The following is an 18,972-nucleotide window of genomic DNA, read 5'->3' on the forward strand; positions in this document are numbered from 1 at the left end:
CCGACAACCGATGGATCGTGCCCGGACGCGTGGTCGTGCCTGCCGCCCGCCTTTTGAGCCTGGTCCCGCGCAGCGGCGGACGGTAGGGGCCGAACGGCCCGCCCACCAGGGCAGGGCGACCCGCGCGGGTACCGGCGTCGACGAGTGAGGCCGCGCGGGCCATTGACGCGCAAGTTGTTCGATTCTACGGTCCCGTCCGAAGCTCTGATCGGCGATCGAAATAGCACCCGGCCGCGCACAGACCCTCTACGCCGCCTAGCCGGCCTGCCCCATCCCCGCCGCGTTGGGCCAGCTCTGCGCGTTGGGCCACCCAGTGGCCGGTGCCGGAGTCAACCCCGGCCCGGTGGTCCCCCGCACCTGCGCGGCCGTGAGCCCACCCCGAGCCGGCACCCCCGGCGGAGTGGGCCCGGGCATGGCGGCGGCCGGCGCCATCGGCGCTGCCGCCGGCACGGGAGCGGGCGCGGGCATCGGTGCGGGAGTCGGCATGGGAGCCGGAGTCGGCATCGGAGCCGGCGCGGACATCGGCATCTGCGCGGGCGCCGGCGCGGGCATCGGTGCCGGCACCTGCATGGGCATGGGCGCGGGCGCCGGCGCCTGCATGGGAGCCGCCGCCGCGGGCACGGCCTGCGCCGCCGCGGGAACCGGCATCGGCATCCCGACGACCCCACCTCCACCCCCGCCCCCGGCGAAGGCCTGCGCGGCGAGCGGGATACCGGCCCCGTTGGTCTCGCTGACCAGCCGGTCCACGGCCGCCGTACCCGAGCTGTAGCTGGTCCCGGCGCCCAGCTCGGGCACGGCGGCTCCCCTCCTGGTCCCGTAGAGCACCTGTTCCATGCCGGACACCAGGCGACGCACGTCCGTCTGGGGGCGCACCACGAGCCGCAGGAAGCGGCTGGAAGAACCGATCTTGTTGCCGCACTCGCGGACCAGGATCCGGTGCTCGGTGAGCATCCGGTCCCGGACCACGGTGCCTTCGGCGCCCACGGGAAGGCGTACGAAGAGGAAGTTGCCCTGGGAGGGATAGACGGTCAGCCCGGGAAGCGCGGAGAGCTGGCCGGCCATGTCGAGGCGGTCCCGGCGCACCTGCTGCAGGCTCTGCGCGTACTCCGCGCCGTGCTCCTTCAGCATGAACACCACGTGCTCGGCGAAGGAGTTGAGGTTCCACTTGGGCAGCATCGAGCGGACCTTGCCGGCCAGCGCGGGGTTGGCGACCAGATAGCCGAACCGTATGCCGTGCAGGCCGAAGTTCTTGCCGAGGCTGCGCAGCACGACCACGTTCGGGCGGATCATCGCCTCCTGCACGACCGACGGCTCGGCCTCCGCGTCGGCGAACTCCAGGAAGGACTCGTCGACGACGACCAGGTCCAGGTCGGCCATCGCGTCCATGAACTGCACGAGCGACTGCTTCTGGAGATAGCCGCCGTCGGGGTTGTTCGGGTTGCAGACCACCGCGACCCGGGTGCCGCGCTTGCGGATGAACTCGGCGTACTGGGCGAGGTCGAGGGCGAAGCCGCTGGACTCCTGAAGCGGGAACATGTCGACCCGCTTGCCGGTCTCCATCGGCTGGTCGGTCCAGCGGCCGAAGGTGGGGACGGGGATGGCGAGGGACTCGCGGACCAACAGGTGGTCGATCCAGGTGATCAGCTCGGTCGAGCCGTTGCCCATGGCCACGCACTGCGGCGGCAGCTGCAGCAGGCTGCACAGCTCGGCGGTGATCGTGTCGGCGCTGCTCGGGTAGTACGTGATGATGTCGCGGAGGCGGGCCGACATCTCCTCGAACATGGCCGGGGTGGGGAAGTACGGATTGCAAGGGATACAGAAGTCGATCGGACCGGCCCCGTCGCCGCCCTCCCGCGCCAACGCAGCCATCGACGGACTGTGGGCCGCGGTGCTGCGGAACAGCGAGGTGACGTTGTCGGCCATGGAACCTCCGTATGGGGCGGGCCCGCTGGGGACGTGCGGGCCCGTCGTCTTTGGGTGGCCCGCGCGGGGGAGCACGGGCCGCACCTAGATACGGGGGCCGCAGTGGCGGTGTTCAACTCCCGGCGAAACCTTGCGAGGCGCGGAGCGGAGCCCAACTGGTGCCCGCATCGACCCCGTTCGACCCTTCACGCGGGACCTGACGGCCCATGCCCGCAGGTCGCGCCCGCGGACACCATGAAGGGGCGGCGACGTCGCTTCGCGTCGCGTTCCCGAACGTCGATCGAAATATCGAACACTTGGAAGGGTGGCCGGCTGATGAACCCCGAACTCTGCGTCGTGGGAGTGGACTTCGGCACGTTGTCGGGCCGGGCGGTGGTGGTGCGGGTCCGTGACGGCGCGGAGTTGGCGTCGGCGGAGCACGTCTACGCCCATGCGGTCCTGGAGCGGGAACTGCCCGACGGCACGCGGCTGCCTCCGGACTGGGCGTTGCAGGTGCCGGCGGACTGGGTCGAGGTGTTGCGCACGGCGGTGCCGGAGGCGGTGGCGGCGGCGGGGGTGGTTCCGGAGCAGGTGGTGGGGATCGGTACGGACTTCACCGCGTGCACGGTGCTGCCGGTGCTGGCCGACGGCACTCCGCTGTGCGAACTGCCCGGCTTCACGGGCCGCCCGCATGCCTATCCCAAGCTGTGGAAGCACCATGCGGCGCAGGGGCAGGCGGACCGGATCAACGCGTTGGCCGCGCAGCGCAAGGAGGCGTGGCTGGAGCGGTATGGCGGGAAGGTCTCCTCGGAGTGGGAGTTCGCCAAGGCGCTGCAGGTGCTGGAGGAGGATCCGGAGGTCTACCGGCGTACCGGGCGGTGGGTGGAGGCGGCGGACTGGATCGTGTGGCGGCTGTGCGGCACTTATGTCCGCAACGCCTGTACCGCCGGATACAAGGGCTTGTTGCAGGACGGCCGGTATCCCTCCGGCGAGTATCTGGCCGCTCTGCACCCGGACTTCGCGGGTTTCGTCGCCGACAAGCTCAAGGCGCCGATCGGCCGCCTCGGGGACCGGGCGGGCGGGCTGAGTGCGCAGGCGGCGTCCTGGACGGGGCTGGCGGAGGGCATCGCGGTCTGCGTGGGCAATGTGGACGCGCATGTGACGGCTCCGGCGGCGGTGGCGGTGGAGCCGGGCCGGATGGTCGCCATCATGGGCACCTCCACCTGTCATGTGATGAGTTCCGACCGCTACGGCACGGTGCCGGGGATGTGCGGGATCGTCGACGGCGGCATCCTGCCGGGCCTGTGGGGTTATGAGGCGGGGCAGAGCGGGGTCGGTGACATCTTCGGCTGGTTCGTGCGCACCGGCTTCCCCGCCGGGTACGCGGCCGCGGCCGAGGCCGCCGGGCAGGATGCGCACGCCTACCTGACCGGCCTCGCCGCCGGGCAGAGGGTGGGCGAACACGGCCTGATCGCCCTGGACTGGCACAACGGCAACCGCTCGGTGCTGGTCGACCACGACCTCAGCGGGATGATCGTGGGCCAGACCCTGGCCACCCGCCCCGAGGACGTCTACCGGGCGCTGCTGGAGGCGACCGCGTTCGGGACGCGCACCATCGTCGAGGCCTTCGAGGCCGCCGGGGTGCCGGTGGAGGAGCTCGTCATCGCGGGCGGCCTGACCAAGAACCCGTTGCTGATGCAGATCTACGCCGATGTGACGCGCCGCCCGTTGAGCGTGATCGCCTCCGCCCAGGGCCCGGCACTCGGTGCGGCGATGCACGCGGCGGTGGCGGCGGGCGCCTACGCCGACATCCGCGCCGCGGCCCACGCCATGGGCAAGGTCCGGCGTGGTGTCCACCTTCCCGATCCCGGCCGGGCGGCGGCCTACGACCGGCTCTATGCCGAGTACCGCACCCTCCACGACTACTTCGGCCGCGGCGCCAACGACGTCATGCACCGCCTGCGCCGCATCCGCACCGAAGCCTCCTGACGAACCGGATCTCCCCGAAAGGAACCGTCATGACCGCACCGAACGAGACCTACCAGCCTCAGGAGATCTGGTTCCTCACCGGCAGCCAGAGCCTCTACGGCGAGGACACCCTCAAGCAGGTCGCCGACCAGTCCCGCCGTATCGCCGGCATCCTCGACGAGTCGCCGAAGATACGCGCCCGGATCGTGTGGAAGCCGGTCCTCGCCGACGCCGACTCGATCCGCCGGCTGTGCCTGGAGGCCAACGCCTCCGACACCTGCGCGGGCGTGATCGTGTGGATGCACACCTTCTCCCCGGCGAAGATGTGGATCGGCGGACTCGGCGTCCTGGACCGGCCGGTGCTGCACCTGCACACCCAGTTCAACCTGTCGCTGCCGTGGTCGAGCATCGACATGGACTTCATGAACCTCAACCAGGCCGCCCACGGCGACCGGGAGTTCGCCCACATCGAGGCACGCCTCGGCCTGCCACGCAAGATCGTCGCCGGTCATGTCACCGAGCCGCGGGTGATCGCCCGCGTCGCCGCATGGTCCCGCGCCGCGGCCGGCCGGCAGGCCGCCCGCACCCTGCGCCTGGCCCGCTTCGGCGACAACATGCGCGACGTCGCCGTCACCGAGGGGGACAAGGTCGAGGCGGAGCTGCGCTTCGGCTACTCCGTGAACACCTACGCCGTGAACGACCTGGTCGCGCTCGTCGACGAGGTCGAGGACAAGGCGGCCGCCGAACTCGCGGCCGAGTACGTGGAGTCGTACGACGTGGTGCCCATCCTCCGTCCGGACGGCCCCCGCCACGACTCGCTGGTGTACGAGGCACGGGTCGAACTCGCCCTGCGCGCCTTCCTGCTCGACGGCGGCTTCACCGCGTTCACCACCAACTTCGAGGACCTCGGCGGCCTGCGCCAGCTCCCCGGACTCGCCGTCCAGCGGCTGATGGCCGACGGCTACGGCTTCGGCGCCGAGGGCGACTGGAAGACCTCCGCGCTGCTGCGCACCATGAAGGTCATGGGAGCCGGCAGGCACGGTGGCACCACGTTCATGGAGGACTACACCTACCACCTCGGCCCCGGCACCCCGCGCATCCTCGGCGCCCACATGCTGGAGGTCTGCCCCTCCATCGCCGCCGCCCGACCGCGGTGCGAGATCCACCCGCTGTCCATCGGCGGACGCGAGGACCCCGTCCGCCTGGTCTTCGACGCGGTTCCCGGCCCCGCCGTGGTCGTCGGCCTGTGCGACCTCGGCGACCGCTTCCGGCTCACCGCCAACACCGTCGACGTCATGGCCAGTGAACCGCTGCCCTATCTGCCGGTCGCCCGCGCCGTGTGGGTGCCGCGTCCCTCGCTGGCCGAGTCGGCCGAGAGCTGGCTGCTGGCCGGCGCCCCGCACCACACCGTCCTCAGCTCCGCCGTGGACCTGGAGACCCTGACCGACTACGCCGCCATGGCCGACGTCGAACTGCTCACCATCGACGAGCACTCCACCTCGGACCAGCTGGCCAAGGAGATCCGCTGGAACTCCGCCTACTACCGCATCGCCCACAGGAGTCAGTCATGACCACCCATGTCCTGGACGCCCTGCGCCAGGAGGTCCTGGAGGCCAACCTCGCCATCCCCCGGGCCGGCCTCGCGACCCTGACCTGGGGCAACGTCAGCGGTGTCGACCGGGAGGCGGGGGTCTTCCTCATCAAGCCGTCGGGAGTGCCGTACGAGGAACTGAAGGCGGACGACCTGGTGACGGTACGGCTGTCCGACGGGGTTGTCGTCGACGGCCGGCTGCGGCCCTCCACCGACACCGAGACCCACCGCTGCCTGTACCTGGCGTTCCCCTCCATCGGGGGCGTCACGCACACCCACTCCACGCACGCCGTGGCCTTCGCCCAGGCCCGCCGGGACATACCCGTCCTCGGCACCACGCACGCGGACACGTTCAACGGGCCCGTCCCCTGCACGCCCGACGTCACCGCCGAGCAGTGCGCGAAGGACTACGAGTACAACACCGGCCGGATCATCGTCGACCTGCTCGACGGAGACGACGACAGGGCGATCGAGGTCCCCGGCGTGCTGGTCGCCAACCACGGCCCGTTCACCTGGGGCGCGAGTGCCCGCAAGTCCGTGGAGCACGCGATCATCTGCGAGGCCGTCGCCGACATGGCGATCCACACCATGGCGCTGGCCGCCCCGGCACCGCCGCCCCGTCATCTGCTCGGCCGCCACTACACCCGCAAGCACGGTCCGGGCGCCTACTACGGCAACTGACCGTCCCGGCAACGCGGAAGGCGGCCCGTGCGCACAGCACGGGCCGCCTTCTCACCAGCGGACGCGGATCAGCAGCCGAAGGTGTGGACCGTGGTGGTCCGGTACGTCTGCCCGGGACGCAGGACCGTCGACGGGAAGTTCGCGTGGTTCGGCGAGTCCGGGAAGTGCTGGGTCTCCAGGCACAGCGCGTCACCCTGACGGTAGGTGTGGCCGCCGGTGCCGGTGAGCGTGCCGTCGAGGAAGTTGCCGGAGTAGAACTGCAGGCCCGGCTGGTCCGTGGCGATCTTCAGGGTACGGCCGGAGCGCGGGTCGCGCAGGGTGGCGACATGCTCGGGCTTGGCCGTGATGCCCTTGTCCAGGACCCAGTTGTGGTCGTAGCCCTTGGCCTGCACCTGCTGGACGTGACCGGCGCGGATGTCCCGGCCGACCGTCTTGGTCTTGCGGAAGTCGAAGGGCGTGCCCGCCACCTTCGCCAGCTCACCGGTCGGGATCAGACCCGAGTCGGTGGGCGTGTACCGGCCGGCGGCGATCGACAGCTCGTGGTCCTCGATCGTGCCGCTGCCCTCGCCCGCCAGGTTCCAGTACACGTGGCTGGTGAGGTTGAGGACGGTGGCCTTGTCGGTGGTGGCCTCGTAGTCGATGCGCCAGTCGCCGTGCTTGGTGAGGGTGTACGTCACCTTCGCCTTGAGCGTGCCCGGGTAGCCCATCTCGCCGTCGACGGACGTGTAGTACAGGTGGAGGCCGACGTCGGAGCCCTTGGTGAACGGCTCGACGTCCCAGATGTGCTTGTCGAAGCCCTGGGTGCCGCCGTGCAGGCTGTTGACGCCGTCGTTCACGGACAGCTGGTAGCTCTTGCCGTCCAGGGTGAACTGGCCCTTGGCTATGCGGTTGCCGTAGCGGCCGATCAGCGCGCCGAAGTACGGGGTCTTGGCGACGTAGTCCTCGATGTTGTCGAAGCCGAGGGAGACGTTGGCGTAGTGGCCCTTGCGGTCCGGGATCTCCAGGCCCTGGACGACACCGCCCCAGTTGAGGACCTTCAGCCGCGTGCCGCCGTTCTCCAGCGACCAGCGGTAGACCTTGGTGCCGTCGGCGAGCTTGCCGAAGAGCTCCTTCACCGGCTTCCTGCCTCCCGAGGCGGCCTCGGCCGTACCTGCGCCGAGGGTGGTCGCGGCGATGCCCGCCGCCGCGGCTCCTGCAATGACCGTGCGTCTGTTCAGTTCCATGTTGCGGCTCCCGTAAAGGGTGGGGCCCCGCCTTGCGACGGGGCCCGAGCTGACTACGAACCGGACTTGCGCTTGTTCCAGACATCGAAGCCGACCGCGGCCAACAGGGCGAGGCCCTTGATGACCTGCTGCCAGTCGGTGCCGACGCCGAGGAGATTCATGCCGTTGTTCAGCACGCCGAGGACGAGACCACCGATGATCGCGCCGATGACGGTACCGATACCGCCGCTCATGGACGCACCACCGATGAACGACGAGGCGATCGCCTCGAGTTCGAAGTTCAGTCCCGCCTTCGGAGACGCCGCGTTCAGACGGGCTGCGACCACCAGACCCGCCAGGGCCGCGAGCACGCCCATGTTCAGGAAGACATAGAAGGTGACCTTCTTGTCCTTCACGCCGGACAGCTTGGCCGCCGGCAGGTTGCCGCCGATCGCGTAGATGTGACGGCCGAAGACGGAGTTGCGCATGACGTAGCCGTAACCGACCACCAGGACACCGAGGATGATCAGCACGATCGGTGCGCCGTTGTAGCTGGCGAGGGTCAGCGTCAGCCAGATGATCGCGCCGACCTGGGCGGCGAGCAGACCGTAGAACAGGCCCTTGGGCTGCACGTCGAGCGAGAACTCCTGCTGCCTGCGCCGGCCCCGGACCGCCTGCCACACCACCGAGGCGGCCAGGACGATGCCGAGCAGCAGCGTGATGTTGTGGTAGTTGGTGTTCGGGCCGACCGCGGGCAGGAAGCCGTTGCCGATCTTCTGCAGGCCGTTCGGGAACGGTCCGAGGGTCTGGCCCTTCAGCAGGATCTCCGTCAGGCCGCGGAAGAGCAGCATGCCGGCGAGGGTCACGATGAACGACGGTATGCCGCCGTACGCGATCAGGAAGCCCTGGATGCTGCCCGCGACCGCGCCCATCAGCAGACACAGCACCAACGCGAAGGGCCACGCCACGTGGTGACTGACCGTCAGGACCGCGGCGAAGGCTCCGATGAACGCCGTCAGCGAGCCGACCGACAGGTCGATGTGCCCGGCGATGATCACCAGCATCATGCCGATCGCGAGGATCAGGATGTAGCTGTTCTGCAGCACCAGGTTCGAGACGTTGCGCGGGAGCAGCAGATCCCCGCCGGTCCAGAACTGGAAGAGCACGACGATCAGCAGCAGCGCGATCAGCATGCCGTACTGGCGCCGGTTCTGGGCTATGAAGCCGAAGACCACCTGCACGAAGTTGCGGCCGCCGGACGGGCTTCCGCCGCCGGGCGGTGCCGCCGCCGGCGTCTTGTCGGTGACGTCCGTGCTCATCGGGTTACCTCTTTGTCCTTCGTCATCTGGCGCATCAGCACTTCCTGCGTGGCCTCGGCCCGCTCCACCTCACCGGTCAGCCGGCCCGCGGCCATCGTGTAGATGCGGTCGCACATGCCGAGCAGCTCGGGCAGCTCGGAGGAGATGAAGACGACCGCCTTGCCCTCGGCCGCCAGCCGGTCGATGACCGTGTAGATCTCGTACTTGGCGCCCACGTCGATACCGCGCGTGGGCTCGTCCAGGATCAGCACGTCCGGACCCGCGAAGATCCACTTGCTGAGGACGACCTTCTGCTGGTTGCCGCCGGACAGCTTGCCCACCGGCTCGAAGACGGTCGGCGCCTTGATGTTCATGGACTTGCGGAAGCCCTCGGCGACCTGCCGCTCCTCGTGCTCGTCGACCACACCCCGCTTGGCGACCTTCTGCAGCGCGCTCAGCGAGATGTTCCGGTTGACGGTGTCGATGAGGTTGAGCCCGTAGTGCTTGCGGTCCTCGGTGACGTACGCGATGCCGTGCCCGACCGCCTCCGAGACGGTCTTGGTACGGATCTCCGCGCCGTCCTTCAGGACGGTGCCGCCCGCGTGCCGGCCGTAGGTGCGCCCGAACACGCTCATCGCGAGTTCGGTGCGGCCGGCGCCCATCAGGCCCGCGATGCCCACGATCTCCCCGCGCCGGACGTTGATCGACACGTCGTCGACGACCTTGCGGGCCTGGTCGATCGGGTGGTGCACGGTCCAGTTGCGGATCTCCAGCGCGGGCGCCGCGTCCCGCTCGCCCTCGTAGGGAGTGCGGTCGGGGAAGCGGTGGTCGAGGTCGCGGCCGACCATGCCGGAGATGATCCGGTCCTCGGTCGTCTCCGGTGCCTTCACGTCGAGCGTCTCGATGGTCCGCCCGTCGCGCAGGATCGTCACCGAGTCCGCGACCCGGCGGATCTCGTTGAGCTTGTGGGAGATGATGATCGAGGTGATGCCCTGCTTCTTCAACTCCAGGATCAGATCCAGGAGTTTGCCGCTGTCCTCGTCGTTCAGGGCCGCGGTCGGCTCATCCAGGATGAGCAGCTTCACCTTCTTCGACAGCGCCTTGGCGATCTCCACCAGCTGCTGCTTGCCCACGCCGATGTCGGCGACGCGGGTCTCCGGGTGGTCGCTCAGACCCACCCGGCGCAGCAGCTCGCTGGCGTGCTTGAGCGTCTCCCGCCAGTCGATGAACCCGCCCGAGGCGTGTTCGTTGCCGAGGAAGATGTTCTCCGCGATGGACAGGAAGGGCACCAGGGCCAGCTCCTGGTGGATGATCACGATGCCGTGATCCTCACTGGCCCGGATGTCCTTGAACTCGCAGACCTCTCCCTCGAAGAGGATCTCGCCCTCGTAGGTGCCGTGCGGATGGACACCGGAGAGCACCTTCATCAGGGTGGACTTGCCGGCGCCGTTCTCTCCGCAGATGGCGTGGACCTCGCCCTGGCGGACTGTCAGCGTGACGTCCGACAGCGCCTTGACACCGGGAAAGGTCTTGACGATAGAGCGCATTTCCAGGACGGGTCCCGCCATGGTCGTGCCTTCCAATCAGTAGGGGGCGGCGGTTACTTGAGCTCGGCGTCGGTGTAGTAGCCGCCCTTGACCAGGACGTCCTCGTAGTTGCTCTTGTCGACGCTCACCGGCTGCAGCAGGTAGGCGGGGACGACCTTGGTGCCGTTGTTGTAGGTCTTGGTGTCGTTGACCTGCGGCGTCTTCTTGTTGAGGACGTCGTCGACCATGGTCGCGGCGACCTCGGCGAGCTTGCGGGTGTCCTTGTAGACGGTCTGCGTCTGCTGGCCCGCGATGATCGACTTCACCGAGGCGAGCTCGGCGTCCTGGCCGGTGATGACCGGCAGCGGCTGGCTCTTGGAGCCGTAGCCGTCCGACTTCAGCGCGGCGAGGATGCCGATGGAGATGCCGTCGTACGGCGAGAGGACCGCGTCGACCTTGGCGTTGGAGTACGTGGAGGTGAGGATGTCCTCCATGCGCTTCTGGGCGGTGGCGCCGTCCCAGCGCAGGGTGGTGACCTGGTTGAGCGCGGTCTGCTTGGACTTGACCACCAGCTCCTTCTTGTCGATGTACGGCTGGAGTACGCTCATCGCACCGTTGAAGAAGTACTTGGTGTTGTTGTCGTCGTTCGAACCGGCGAACAGCTCGATGTTGAACGGGCCCTTCTTGCCCTTGTCCAGGCCGAGCTTCTGCACGATGTACGTGCCCTGCAGCACGCCGACCTTCTCGTTGTCGAACGAGGCGTAGTAGTCGACGTTCTTGGTGCCCAGGATGAGTCGGTCGTAGGCGATGACCGGGATGTGGGCGTCCGCGGCCTCCTGGAGCACGTTGTTCAGGGACTTGTTGTCGATGGCCGCGACGATCAGGCCCTTGACGCCCTGCGTGATCAGGTTCTCGATCTGCGAGACCTGGGTGTCGGGGTTGTCCTCGCCGTAGACCAGCTTGGTCTTGTAGCCCTTGGACTCAAGGTTCTTGACGACGTTCTTGCCGTCGGCGATCCAGCGCTCGGAGGACTTGGTCGGCATCGCGATGCCGATCGTGCCGCCCTTGGAGCTGCCGGTCTTCTCCTTGCTGCCGCCCGAACTGCTCTGCCCGCAGGCGGACAGGGTGAGGGCGAGGGACGCGGCTCCGGCTATCGCGGCGAGGGCTGCTCTGCGGTTGCGCATGGGTCATCCATCCTTGGGTTTCTCGTCGTTGAGAGAGGGTCAGGCTTCGGTGGGGAAGCGGTTGAGCGGTCCGGGCAGCCGGGAGCCGAGCGGCGCCATGTCGCCGTCCGCACCGTGCCGGGCGAGCAGGTCGAGAGCGAGACGGCCGCGCCGCACCCGCTCCCGGGCGGTGTCCAGGGTCACGTCCCGAAGGTGGGTGCCCCACGGGTAGATGCCGGGAGCCTTGGACAGACCGAACTTCAGGTAGAGCGGTGCGCCACGCCGGATCAGCTCGGCGACCTCGTACATCCGGATGTAGCCGCCGAGGTCGTCGGGGGCCTCGATGTACATGTCCATGGGGGCGGCGGAGACCCGCCGGATCTCGGTGAGGTGATCCAGCGTCAGGTCGCTGGGCACGTTCAGGGAGTCGGCGCCGAGCCGCTCGTACACCGCGTACGAGGCCGGGTTGACGGGACCGATCAGCGCCGAGACCTTCAGGGTGGTGTCGGCCGGGATGATCCCCGCCTCGCGGGCCCGGTGCAGCGTCCACAGCACGCCCTCGTCGGCGACGAGGAGGCACTTGACGCCCAACTCCGTCGCGCGGACGGCGTCTTCGACGCAGCCGGCGACGGCATCGTGGCCGCGTGCGCGCAGTCCGGCCCCCCGCGAGTCGGACCGTACGGAGCCGCCGATGTCCCAGGTGCCGCGCGGCCCGGTGAACAGGCACAGTTCGATGTCGCGCTCGTTGGTCGCCTCGACCATCTCGGTGATCTCGGCGTCGCTCAGCATCCACACCCCGCTGCCCTGGCTGATCCGGTGGATCGGCACGTCCAGGCGAGAGGACTCCTTCAGGACGACGGCCAGCGCTTCGGGACCCTCGCACGAGGGGATCTCGGTGCGCCACTTGCCGCCGCCGGGGAAGGTGTGCGGGGAGGCATCGGCGGGGTCGGGGGCGGGCGCGCCCAGGCCGAGGGCCGAGAGCGCCTGCTCACCGGGTCGGCGGGCCGCCGTAGCGGAAGCGTCGGTCGTCACAAGCTGTCCTTCTTGTTCGATATTTCGGACGAGGTTCGCGGCTCAAGTCATGGGGGGCTTGGTGTACGCCGGTACGGGGGCCGTCAGGTCGCCCCCGTACCGGCGTACGGTCTAGGGGCGGAGCAGCACCTTGCCCACCTTCGGATCGCCGGACCCGACCAGCTCGATGGCCTCGGCGAACTCGTCGAGCGGAAGCTCGTGCGTGACCAGGGGCAGAGGATCGAGCAGCCCGGCGCCGAACACCCGGACCGTGTGGGCCCAGGCGTCCGGCGGCGCGCCGAAGACAGTCGACACCTCCAACTGCCTTACCACTAGGGCCGTTGGGTCCAGCCCATCGGCTCCCGGCGCGGGAATACCGGTCAGCACCAGCCGTCCGCCGCGCCGCAGCAGCGAGGCCGCGGTACCCGCGGCCGACGCCGACCCGGCGGTCTCGATGACGACGTCGAAGTCGTCGGGGAGCTCCTGGTCCCGGGTGCGGAAGTCGGTGGCGCCGAAAGCTTTCGAAAGCTCCGCCCGGTCGGGTCGCGTCCCGACCACGAGCAGCTCGGCCGGCGAGCCCGCCTTCAGGAACTGAACGGCGAACATGCCCAGCGTCCCGGTGCCGACCACGGCGACCCGCTCGCCCGGCAGCGCGTTCGCCTTGATCGCGGCGGCCGCGATGCAGGCGGCCGGCTCCAGCAGCGCCGCGGCCGTGAGGTCGGCGTCGTCCGGCAGGACGTGCAGCAGCCGCGCCGGCAGGGTGAGCGTGGTGGCCATGGCGCCGGGCTGGGTGAACCCGGTCTCCTCGTACCCGCTCGTGCACAGCGTGGTCTCGCCCGCGTGGCAGCGGTCGCACACCTGGCAGTTGCGGAAGCCCTCGCCGACGACCTTGCGGCCGACCAGCGTCTCCGGGATCCCGGCGCCGACCGCCTCCACGGTCCCGGACCACTCGTGCCCGGGCGTGAGCGGATAGCGGACGTACCCCTCGGGCCGGTTGCCCTGGTACACCTCCCGGTCGCTGCCGCAGATGCCGACCGCGTGGACGGCCACCAGAGCCTCGCCGGGCCCCGGCTGCCGCGGGTCGTGCGAGGTCAGCCGGTGCTCGCCCGGCGCCTCGATGACGACCTGGGTGCTCACTTGCTGCCCTTGGGCTTGCGCTGCTCCCAGCCCTCGGCCCACAGGTCGAAGCGGGCCTGCTGCTGCGGGAACTCCGCCGCCGCGTCCACGTCGAGCTCGACGCCGAGACCCGGCGCGTCCGAGAGGTGGAAGTAGCCGTCCACGACCTCCGGCGCCCCCTTGACCACCTTCTTGATCTCCGCGTCCGCGAAGTCGTTGAAGTGTTCGAGGATCTTGAAGTTGGGGGAGGTGAAGCCGACCTGGAGAGAGGCGGCGGTGAGCACGGACCCGCCGACGTTGTGCGGGGCGACGAGCATGTAGTGGGTCTCGGCGGTGGCGGCCAGCTTCCGCGTCTCCCAGATGCCGCCGATGTGGCCGACGTCCGGCTGGATGATGTCCACGGCCTGGCTGTCGAACAGCTCGCGGAACTCGATGCGATCGTGAATCCGCTCACCGGTCGCGACCGGGATGTCGACCTTGGCGGCGACCTTCTCCAGCGCCTTCAGGTTCTCCGGCGGGCAGGGCTCCTCCAGCCAGGCGGGCTTGAAGGGAGCGAGTTCGTGGGCCAGCCGCACCGCGGTCGCCGGCGAGAACCGCCCGTGCATCTCCAGCATCAGCTCGGCGTCCGGCCCGATGGCGTCGCGCACGGCCTCGATGAGGGAGACGGCGTACAGGCTCTGCTCGTGGTCGAGCTCGAAGTGCCCGGTGCCGAAGGGGTCGATCTTCAGCGCCTTGTACCCGCGCTCCATGACCCCCTGCGCGGCCTTGTGGTACGCCTCCGGGGTGCGCTCCGTCGTGTACCAGCCGTTGGCGTAGGCCTTGACCTTGTCCGTGACCTTGCCGCCCAGCAGCTGCCAGACGGGCACCCCGAGGGCCTTGCCCTTGATGTCCCAGCAGGCCATCTCGATGACGGCGATCCCGGACATCACGATCTCACCCGCGCGGCCGTAGTCGCCGTACTTCATCCGGCGTACGAGGTCTTCCACGGCGAACGGGTCGGAGCCCAGAATGTGATTGGCCTCGGCCTCCCGCAGGTAGCCGATCAGCGCGTCGGTGTGGCCCAGCATCCGGGTCTCGCCGACTCCCGTGATCCCTTCGTCGGTGTGCACCTGGACGTATGTCAGGTTGCGCCACGGCGTCCCGACCACGTGTGTGCTGATTCCGGTGATGCGCACGGCAGTTGCCCCTTGCTGCGTCGTCTGCTTGCGTTCGGCTCGTCGAGTGTGTTCGAAATTTCGTCACACGTTCGAAATGCTGGCGTGACAGTAAGGACGGGGCGGCGGGGGTGTCAATGGGTCGAACACATAACGGTTTCGACACTGCTTTCGGCACGCTTTTCGGTCGCGGTTTCGCAGATGTCCTCAACTCGCCACGCCGAGACAGGTCGTTCACCACACAACTTTCACAGCTGTGCCTATGAACGTGACCTGTCAGGAACTTAGTCTTCCCGCGTCATGGACTACTGCGACCCGTGCCGAAGGCACCTCAACGGCGCCCTCGCCTGTCCGGGGTGCGGCACCACCCTCGAAGAGCTCCGCGCGCAGACGCACGCGCAGCACTCGGGCCTGCCTCCGTACGAGGGCGAGCACGGCGTGGTGTACGACGGTCACGGCGACGAGGGGTCCTACGACGACGCCCCCTACGACGACGCCCCCTACGGCGGCGACGAGGGCCCCTACGACGACGAAGAGGCCCCGGAGGACGGCCGCCCGGTCGGCCGGGCGGCGCGCCGGGCACAGGGCCGTGGACGCGGTCGCGGACGGTCCGGCGGGAGCGGTGAGGGTCCCGCGGGTCCCGGGGGTGCGGCCAGTCGCCGCGATCGCAAAGCCGCCGCACACCGCAGGCGCCGGCGCCGGGTGCTGCTGATCACCGCGGCGGCCGTGCTCGCGGCCGGCGGCCTCAGCCTCGCCGAGCTGGGCATGGACGCCCCCTTCTCCTCGCCGACGCCGGCCTCGGCCGGGGGCGACTCGGCCGAGGGCGGGGCGTCGGCGGAGGCGGGCGGCAAGACCAAGTCGGCCGACGACGCCACGGGTGCCGGGGTGACGGGCACCCCGACCGACGGAGCCTCCGCGTCCGCGACGGCCTCCAAGCCGCCCAAGGATAAGAAGAAGCACGACGACCCCAGTGCGTCCGCCTCGTCCACCACGGCCACCACCGGCTCGGGAACCACGACGACAGCTCCCACCGCGGCACCGCCGGCCACCACCCCGCCCCCCACGTCGGCCCCGACCACCACGGCCCCGAGCCCGACCCCTTCCCCCACGAAGACGTGCACGCGCTTCCTGTGGTGGTGCAGTTGAGGGCCCGTGCTCGACGCCGACCGGCAATCTCAGCCCGTCCGGCGTTTGAGGACGAGGCCCGTTCAGGGCCGAAGCGGGGGTCCGGGGGCGGCAGCCCCCGGTAACGCCGGCACCAGCACACGGCGCCCCCGACACACCGGGCGCCCGCACATCACGCCCCCGGCGAAGCCCCCAGCATCCGCTTCAGCAAATCCCGCAAAGCCAGCCGCTCCGCATCCGACAGCCCCGCGAGCGGCTCCCGCGCGAAGCGCAACCCGTCCCGCAGCTCCCGGGCGACCCGCCGCCCCTCCTCCGTGGTCGCCGCCAGCTTCACCCGCCGGTCGGCCGGGTCGGGCCGCCGCTCGACCAGCCCCCGCGACTCCAGCCGGTCCACGATCCCCGTGACGTTCGACGGCTCGCACTTCAGCTTCTGGGCCAGCTTCCGCATCGGCAGCGGCTCCAGCGACAGCAGGCTGAGCAGCCGGGCCTGCGCCCCGGTCAGCGTGTGCTGCGCGGCCGCCTCGTCGAAGTCCGCGTGGTAACGCGCCACGACGTCACCGATCAGCCCGACGACCTCGAGGGTCAGCGCGTCGGGACGCTGCGTCTGCTGCGGAGTGGCCATGGCTCCAGCCTACCCCATTGCTTGACAACCTGAAATATTCAGAGGCATGGTTGTTTCAGGTACTGAAGTAAATGCGAAAGGCTCCGTCATGATCAACCGCGAGTGGCACCTCCTCTCCCGCCCCGTCGGCTGGCCCAAGCCCGAGGACTTCGCCCTGGTCGAGGCGGAGGCCGGCGCGCCGGGCCAGGGCCAGGTGCTGGTCCGCAACGAGTACCTCTCGGTGGACCCGTACATGCGTGGCCGCATGAGCGACGCGAAGTCGTACGTGGCCCCCTACGAGCTCGGCAAGGTCATGCAGGGCGGCGCGGTCGGCGAGGTCATCGCCTCCAACGCCGAGGGCATCGCCGTCGGCGACCACGTCCTGCACTTCCTCGGCTGGCGCGAGTACGCCGTGGTGGACGCGAAGACCGCCGTCAAGGTGGATCCGGACGCGGCCCCGCTCAGCACCTACCTGGGCGTTCTCGGCATGACGGGCCTGACGGCGTACGCCGGCCTGCTGCGGGTCGGCGCCTTCAAGGAGGGCGACGCGGTGTTCGTCTCCGGCGCCGCGGGTGCCGTCGGCAGCCAGGTCGGCCAGATCGCGAAGCTGAAGGGCGCCTCCCGGGTCATCGGCTCGGCCGGCTCCGACGAGAAGGTCAAGCTCCTCGTCGAGGAGTACGGCTTCGACGCCGCGTTCAACTACAAGAACGGCCCGGTGTGGGAGCAGCTCAAGGAGGCCGCCCCGGACGGCATCGACGTCTACTTCGACAACGTCGGCGGCGAGCACCTGGAGGCCGCGATCGGAGCGCTCAACCTGCGGGGCCGTGCCGTGATCTGCGGCATGATCTCGCAGTACAACTCCACCGAGCCGGCGCCCGGCCCGCGCAACATGGTCAAGATCCTGCAGAACCGGCTCCGGGTCGAGGGTGTGCTGGTCGGCGACCACTACGACCTGCAGCCGCAGTTCGTCCAGGAGGTCGGCCCGTGGGTCGCCTCGGGTGCGCTGAAGTACCGCGAGACCGTGGTCGAGGGCATCGAGAACAACCTGGAGGCGTTCCTCGGGGTCCTGCGGGGCGAGAACACCGGAAAGATGATCGTCAAGCTCTGACCCCCCGGGCCTCGTCGATCGTGGGCGCGAGTCACGGCGGACCGAGGAGGAAGACATCCCGAACGTCGACACGGAGACGGCCAGGGGCCTCGTCGAGAAGGCCCACCGGGTCTGCCCGTACTCGAAGGCGACCCGCGGGAACATCGGCGTGACGCTGGTCTGACACCCGTCGTTGAGAAGGAGCGAGGCCGCACCCCTGGACGTGGGGTGCGGCCTTCGCCGTGGTCCGGAGCCGGCTCAGCCGGCGAGCGCCGCGCCGTGGACGGCCCTGACCAGACGCTCGTTCTCCGGGGCCGCGCCGCCCGGGTACACCAGGCGGCGGCGGGTGTAGCCGTAGGCCAGGCCGCTGCGCGGGTCGGCGAAGGCCTGCGAGCCGCCCGCACCGCTGTGGCCGAAGGCCCCGGCGCCCAGGACGGGATGCCACGTGTCCGCCGTGGCCTGGAAACCGAGGCCGAACGCTCTGTGACAGCGGCCCACCAGGTCGTAGCCGGCCGAGTGGATCTGGCCGACCTCGGCGATCGTGTCCGGCTTCAGCAGCGGCGCCTGCTCGTCCACCTCGCTGATCGCCGCCGCGTACATTCCGGCCAGCCCGCGCGCCGCCGCCACACCGCCCGCCGAGGCCGGCCCCTTGGCGCGTACGGCACGGGAGTTGGCGTAGTCGACGAGCGTGCCCGCCTCCGGCGCGTGCGCGTTCATGGCGATGGAGGCGAGGGTGTGCGGTCCCGTCGGGGCCTCGTCCAGCACCGCCTGCTGCACGGGGGTCGGCACCATCGGCTGCGCCGGCCGGAAACGGGGTTCGAGGGCCGCGGGCAGACCCAGATGGAAGTCCAGGGCGTACGGGGCACGGACCCGCTCCTCGTAGACGTCCTGGAGCGAGCGGCCCGTGGCCCGGCGTACCACCTCGCCCGTCAGGGCGCCGATCACCAGCGCGTGGTAGCCGAAGGCCGTGCCGGGACGCCAGAACGGCTTCTGGTCCGCGAGCCGTTCGGCCATCGCACGGTCGTCGGCCAGCTCCGCGGGCGTGAACCCGCCGTCCGTGCCGACCACGCCCGCGCGATGGCTGATCAGGTCGCGCAGGGTCACCGAGCCCTTGCCCTCGGCCGCGAACTCCGGCCAGTAGTAGGTCACTTTGCGGTCCAGCTCCAGCGTGCCGTCCTGCACCAGCAGAGCCACCACCAGGTGGGCGGCGCCCTTGGAGGACGAGTACACGGCGTAGAGGGAATCGGGCTCCGTGCCGTCACCGGCCCACAGGTCGACGACCTTGCGGCCGTGCAGGTACGCGCACAACTGGCCCTCGTAGTCCGGCCGTTCCCCCGCCACGAACGTGGCGAACTCCTCGCGCACAGCCTCGAAGCCGTCGGCCACGGTGCCGTGGATCTCCTGCGTCATCCGTTCTCCTCACCTGAACCGATGTCTGCTGAGATCGGTACGGCGGGGTGTACCTGTTCGACTCAACCGCAGCGGCAGGCAGTTGGCGTCACCGAACCCCTGGATGACGCGGACCGGGTGGCGCCGACAGGGCATCC

Annotated in this window: 15 protein-coding genes and 1 pseudogene; 6 read left to right on the forward strand and 10 right to left on the reverse strand. The window is 69.8% G+C overall.

Annotation, left to right across the window (positions count from 1 at the left end; translation table 11 throughout):
* Positions 1-255: 255 nt before the first annotated feature.
* On the reverse strand, positions 256-1,923 hold the full coding sequence (locus ACQF4J_RS30875) for a pyridoxal phosphate-dependent aminotransferase (RefSeq protein WP_427167286.1): 1,668 nt from the start codon (positions 1,921-1,923) through the stop codon (positions 256-258).
* Positions 1,924-2,238: 315 nt separating this feature from the next.
* Here ACQF4J_RS30875 and araB point away from each other — a divergent pair, with 315 nt between their 5' ends.
* The 3 genes from araB to araD are packed head-to-tail and all read left to right on the forward strand — an operon-like array spanning position 2,239 to position 6,142.
* Positions 2,239-3,891, forward strand: a complete 1,653-nt coding sequence (araB, locus tag ACQF4J_RS30880) for a ribulokinase (RefSeq protein ID WP_427167287.1) — start codon at positions 2,239-2,241, stop codon at positions 3,889-3,891.
* Between the two features lie 29 nt (positions 3,892-3,920).
* Positions 3,921-5,441 carry an L-arabinose isomerase gene (gene araA, locus ACQF4J_RS30885; protein WP_351582181.1) on the forward strand — a complete coding sequence of 507 codons (1,521 nt, stop codon included), beginning with the start codon at positions 3,921-3,923 and terminating at the stop codon, positions 5,439-5,441.
* On the forward strand, positions 5,438-6,142 hold the full coding sequence (gene araD / locus ACQF4J_RS30890; protein WP_427167288.1) for an L-ribulose-5-phosphate 4-epimerase AraD: 705 nt from the start codon (positions 5,438-5,440) through the stop codon (positions 6,140-6,142). The genes araA and araD overlap by 4 nt, the downstream gene beginning before the upstream one ends.
* A 68-nt stretch (positions 6,143-6,210) precedes the next feature.
* On the opposite strand, the gene ACQF4J_RS30895 is transcribed toward araD, so the two are convergent.
* From ACQF4J_RS30895 to ACQF4J_RS30925, 7 genes are all read right to left on the reverse strand, one after another.
* On the reverse strand, positions 6,211-7,365 hold the full coding sequence (locus ACQF4J_RS30895; protein ID WP_351582184.1) for an aldose epimerase family protein: 1,155 nt from the start codon (positions 7,363-7,365) through the stop codon (positions 6,211-6,213).
* Between the two features lie 53 nt (positions 7,366-7,418).
* Positions 7,419-8,663: a multiple monosaccharide ABC transporter permease gene (gene mmsB, locus ACQF4J_RS30900; RefSeq protein WP_427167289.1), complete on the reverse strand. Its 1,245-nt coding sequence runs from the start codon at positions 8,661-8,663 to the stop codon at positions 7,419-7,421.
* Positions 8,660-10,210, reverse strand: coding sequence for a multiple monosaccharide ABC transporter ATP-binding protein (gene mmsA, locus ACQF4J_RS30905; RefSeq protein WP_351582188.1), 1,551 nt, complete (start codon positions 10,208-10,210; stop codon positions 8,660-8,662). The genes mmsB and mmsA overlap by 4 nt, the downstream gene beginning before the upstream one ends.
* A 32-nt stretch (positions 10,211-10,242) precedes the next feature.
* Positions 10,243-11,352, reverse strand: a complete 1,110-nt coding sequence (gene chvE, locus ACQF4J_RS30910) for a multiple monosaccharide ABC transporter substrate-binding protein (protein ID WP_351799600.1) — start codon at positions 11,350-11,352, stop codon at positions 10,243-10,245.
* Positions 11,353-11,391: 39 nt separating this feature from the next.
* Positions 11,392-12,363 carry a hypothetical protein gene (locus tag ACQF4J_RS30915; protein ID WP_351582192.1) on the reverse strand — a complete coding sequence of 324 codons (972 nt, stop codon included), beginning with the start codon at positions 12,361-12,363 and terminating at the stop codon, positions 11,392-11,394.
* A gap of 111 nt (positions 12,364-12,474) precedes the next feature.
* Positions 12,475-13,479: a zinc-dependent alcohol dehydrogenase gene (locus ACQF4J_RS30920; RefSeq protein ID WP_351582194.1), complete on the reverse strand. Its 1,005-nt coding sequence runs from the start codon at positions 13,477-13,479 to the stop codon at positions 12,475-12,477.
* A complete protein-coding gene (locus ACQF4J_RS30925; RefSeq protein WP_351799602.1) occupies positions 13,476-14,633 on the reverse strand; it encodes a mandelate racemase/muconate lactonizing enzyme family protein in 1,158 nt (385 codons plus the stop codon). The genes ACQF4J_RS30920 and ACQF4J_RS30925 overlap by 4 nt, the downstream gene beginning before the upstream one ends.
* Positions 14,634-14,912: 279 nt before the next feature.
* On the opposite strand from ACQF4J_RS30925, the gene ACQF4J_RS30930 reads away from it, so the two are divergent.
* Entirely contained in the window at positions 14,913-15,758 is an 846-nt protein-coding gene (locus tag ACQF4J_RS30930) for an SCO2400 family protein (protein WP_427167290.1), read from the forward strand.
* Positions 15,759-15,909: 151 nt separating this feature from the next.
* On the opposite strand, the gene ACQF4J_RS30935 is transcribed toward ACQF4J_RS30930, so the two are convergent.
* A complete protein-coding gene (locus tag ACQF4J_RS30935; protein ID WP_351582200.1) occupies positions 15,910-16,359 on the reverse strand; it encodes a MarR family winged helix-turn-helix transcriptional regulator in 450 nt (149 codons plus the stop codon).
* A gap of 88 nt (positions 16,360-16,447) precedes the next feature.
* On the opposite strand from ACQF4J_RS30935, the gene ACQF4J_RS30940 reads away from it, so the two are divergent.
* Positions 16,448-17,446: an NADP-dependent oxidoreductase gene (locus ACQF4J_RS30940; protein WP_427167291.1), complete on the forward strand. Its 999-nt coding sequence runs from the start codon at positions 16,448-16,450 to the stop codon at positions 17,444-17,446.
* Positions 17,447-17,498: 52 nt separating this feature from the next.
* Positions 17,499-17,609 (forward strand): annotated as a pseudogene (locus ACQF4J_RS30945) (organic hydroperoxide resistance protein); the annotation flags it as partial.
* A gap of 74 nt (positions 17,610-17,683) precedes the next feature.
* Here the strand turns inward: ACQF4J_RS30945 and ACQF4J_RS30950 are convergent.
* Positions 17,684-18,835, reverse strand: a complete 1,152-nt coding sequence (locus tag ACQF4J_RS30950; protein WP_427167293.1) for a serine hydrolase domain-containing protein — start codon at positions 18,833-18,835, stop codon at positions 17,684-17,686.
* Positions 18,836-18,972: the final 137 nt, after the last annotated feature.

Origin of the sequence: Streptomyces sp. C1-1, from assembly GCF_050214755.1 — a bacterium.
Lineage (GTDB): Bacteria > Actinomycetota > Actinomycetes > Streptomycetales > Streptomycetaceae > Streptomyces.

Excerpts from the sequence above, each read along its gene's own strand:
- mmsA (WP_351582188.1), bottom strand. The coding sequence starts at position 10,210 with ATGGCGGGACCCGTCCTGGAAATGCGCTCTATCGTCAAGACCTTTCCC.
- chvE (WP_351799600.1), bottom strand. The coding sequence starts at position 11,352 with ATGCGCAACCGCAGAGCAGCCCTCGCCGCGATAGCCGGAGCCGCGTCC.
- ACQF4J_RS30940 (WP_427167291.1), top strand. The coding sequence starts at position 16,448 with ATGATCAACCGCGAGTGGCACCTCCTCTCCCGCCCCGTCGGCTGGCCC.
- araB (WP_427167287.1), top strand. The coding sequence starts at position 2,239 with ATGAACCCCGAACTCTGCGTCGTGGGAGTGGACTTCGGCACGTTGTCG.
- mmsB (WP_427167289.1), bottom strand. The coding sequence starts at position 8,663 with ATGAGCACGGACGTCACCGACAAGACGCCGGCGGCGGCACCGCCCGGC.
- ACQF4J_RS30935 (WP_351582200.1), bottom strand. The coding sequence starts at position 16,359 with ATGGCCACTCCGCAGCAGACGCAGCGTCCCGACGCGCTGACCCTCGAG.
- ACQF4J_RS30950 (WP_427167293.1), bottom strand. The coding sequence starts at position 18,835 with ATGACGCAGGAGATCCACGGCACCGTGGCCGACGGCTTCGAGGCTGTG.
- ACQF4J_RS30875 (WP_427167286.1), bottom strand. The coding sequence starts at position 1,923 with ATGGCCGACAACGTCACCTCGCTGTTCCGCAGCACCGCGGCCCACAGT.
- ACQF4J_RS30895 (WP_351582184.1), bottom strand. The coding sequence starts at position 7,365 with ATGGAACTGAACAGACGCACGGTCATTGCAGGAGCCGCGGCGGCGGGC.
- araD (WP_427167288.1), top strand. The coding sequence starts at position 5,438 with ATGACCACCCATGTCCTGGACGCCCTGCGCCAGGAGGTCCTGGAGGCC.
- ACQF4J_RS30930 (WP_427167290.1), top strand. The coding sequence starts at position 14,913 with ATGGACTACTGCGACCCGTGCCGAAGGCACCTCAACGGCGCCCTCGCC.
- araA (WP_351582181.1), top strand. The coding sequence starts at position 3,921 with ATGACCGCACCGAACGAGACCTACCAGCCTCAGGAGATCTGGTTCCTC.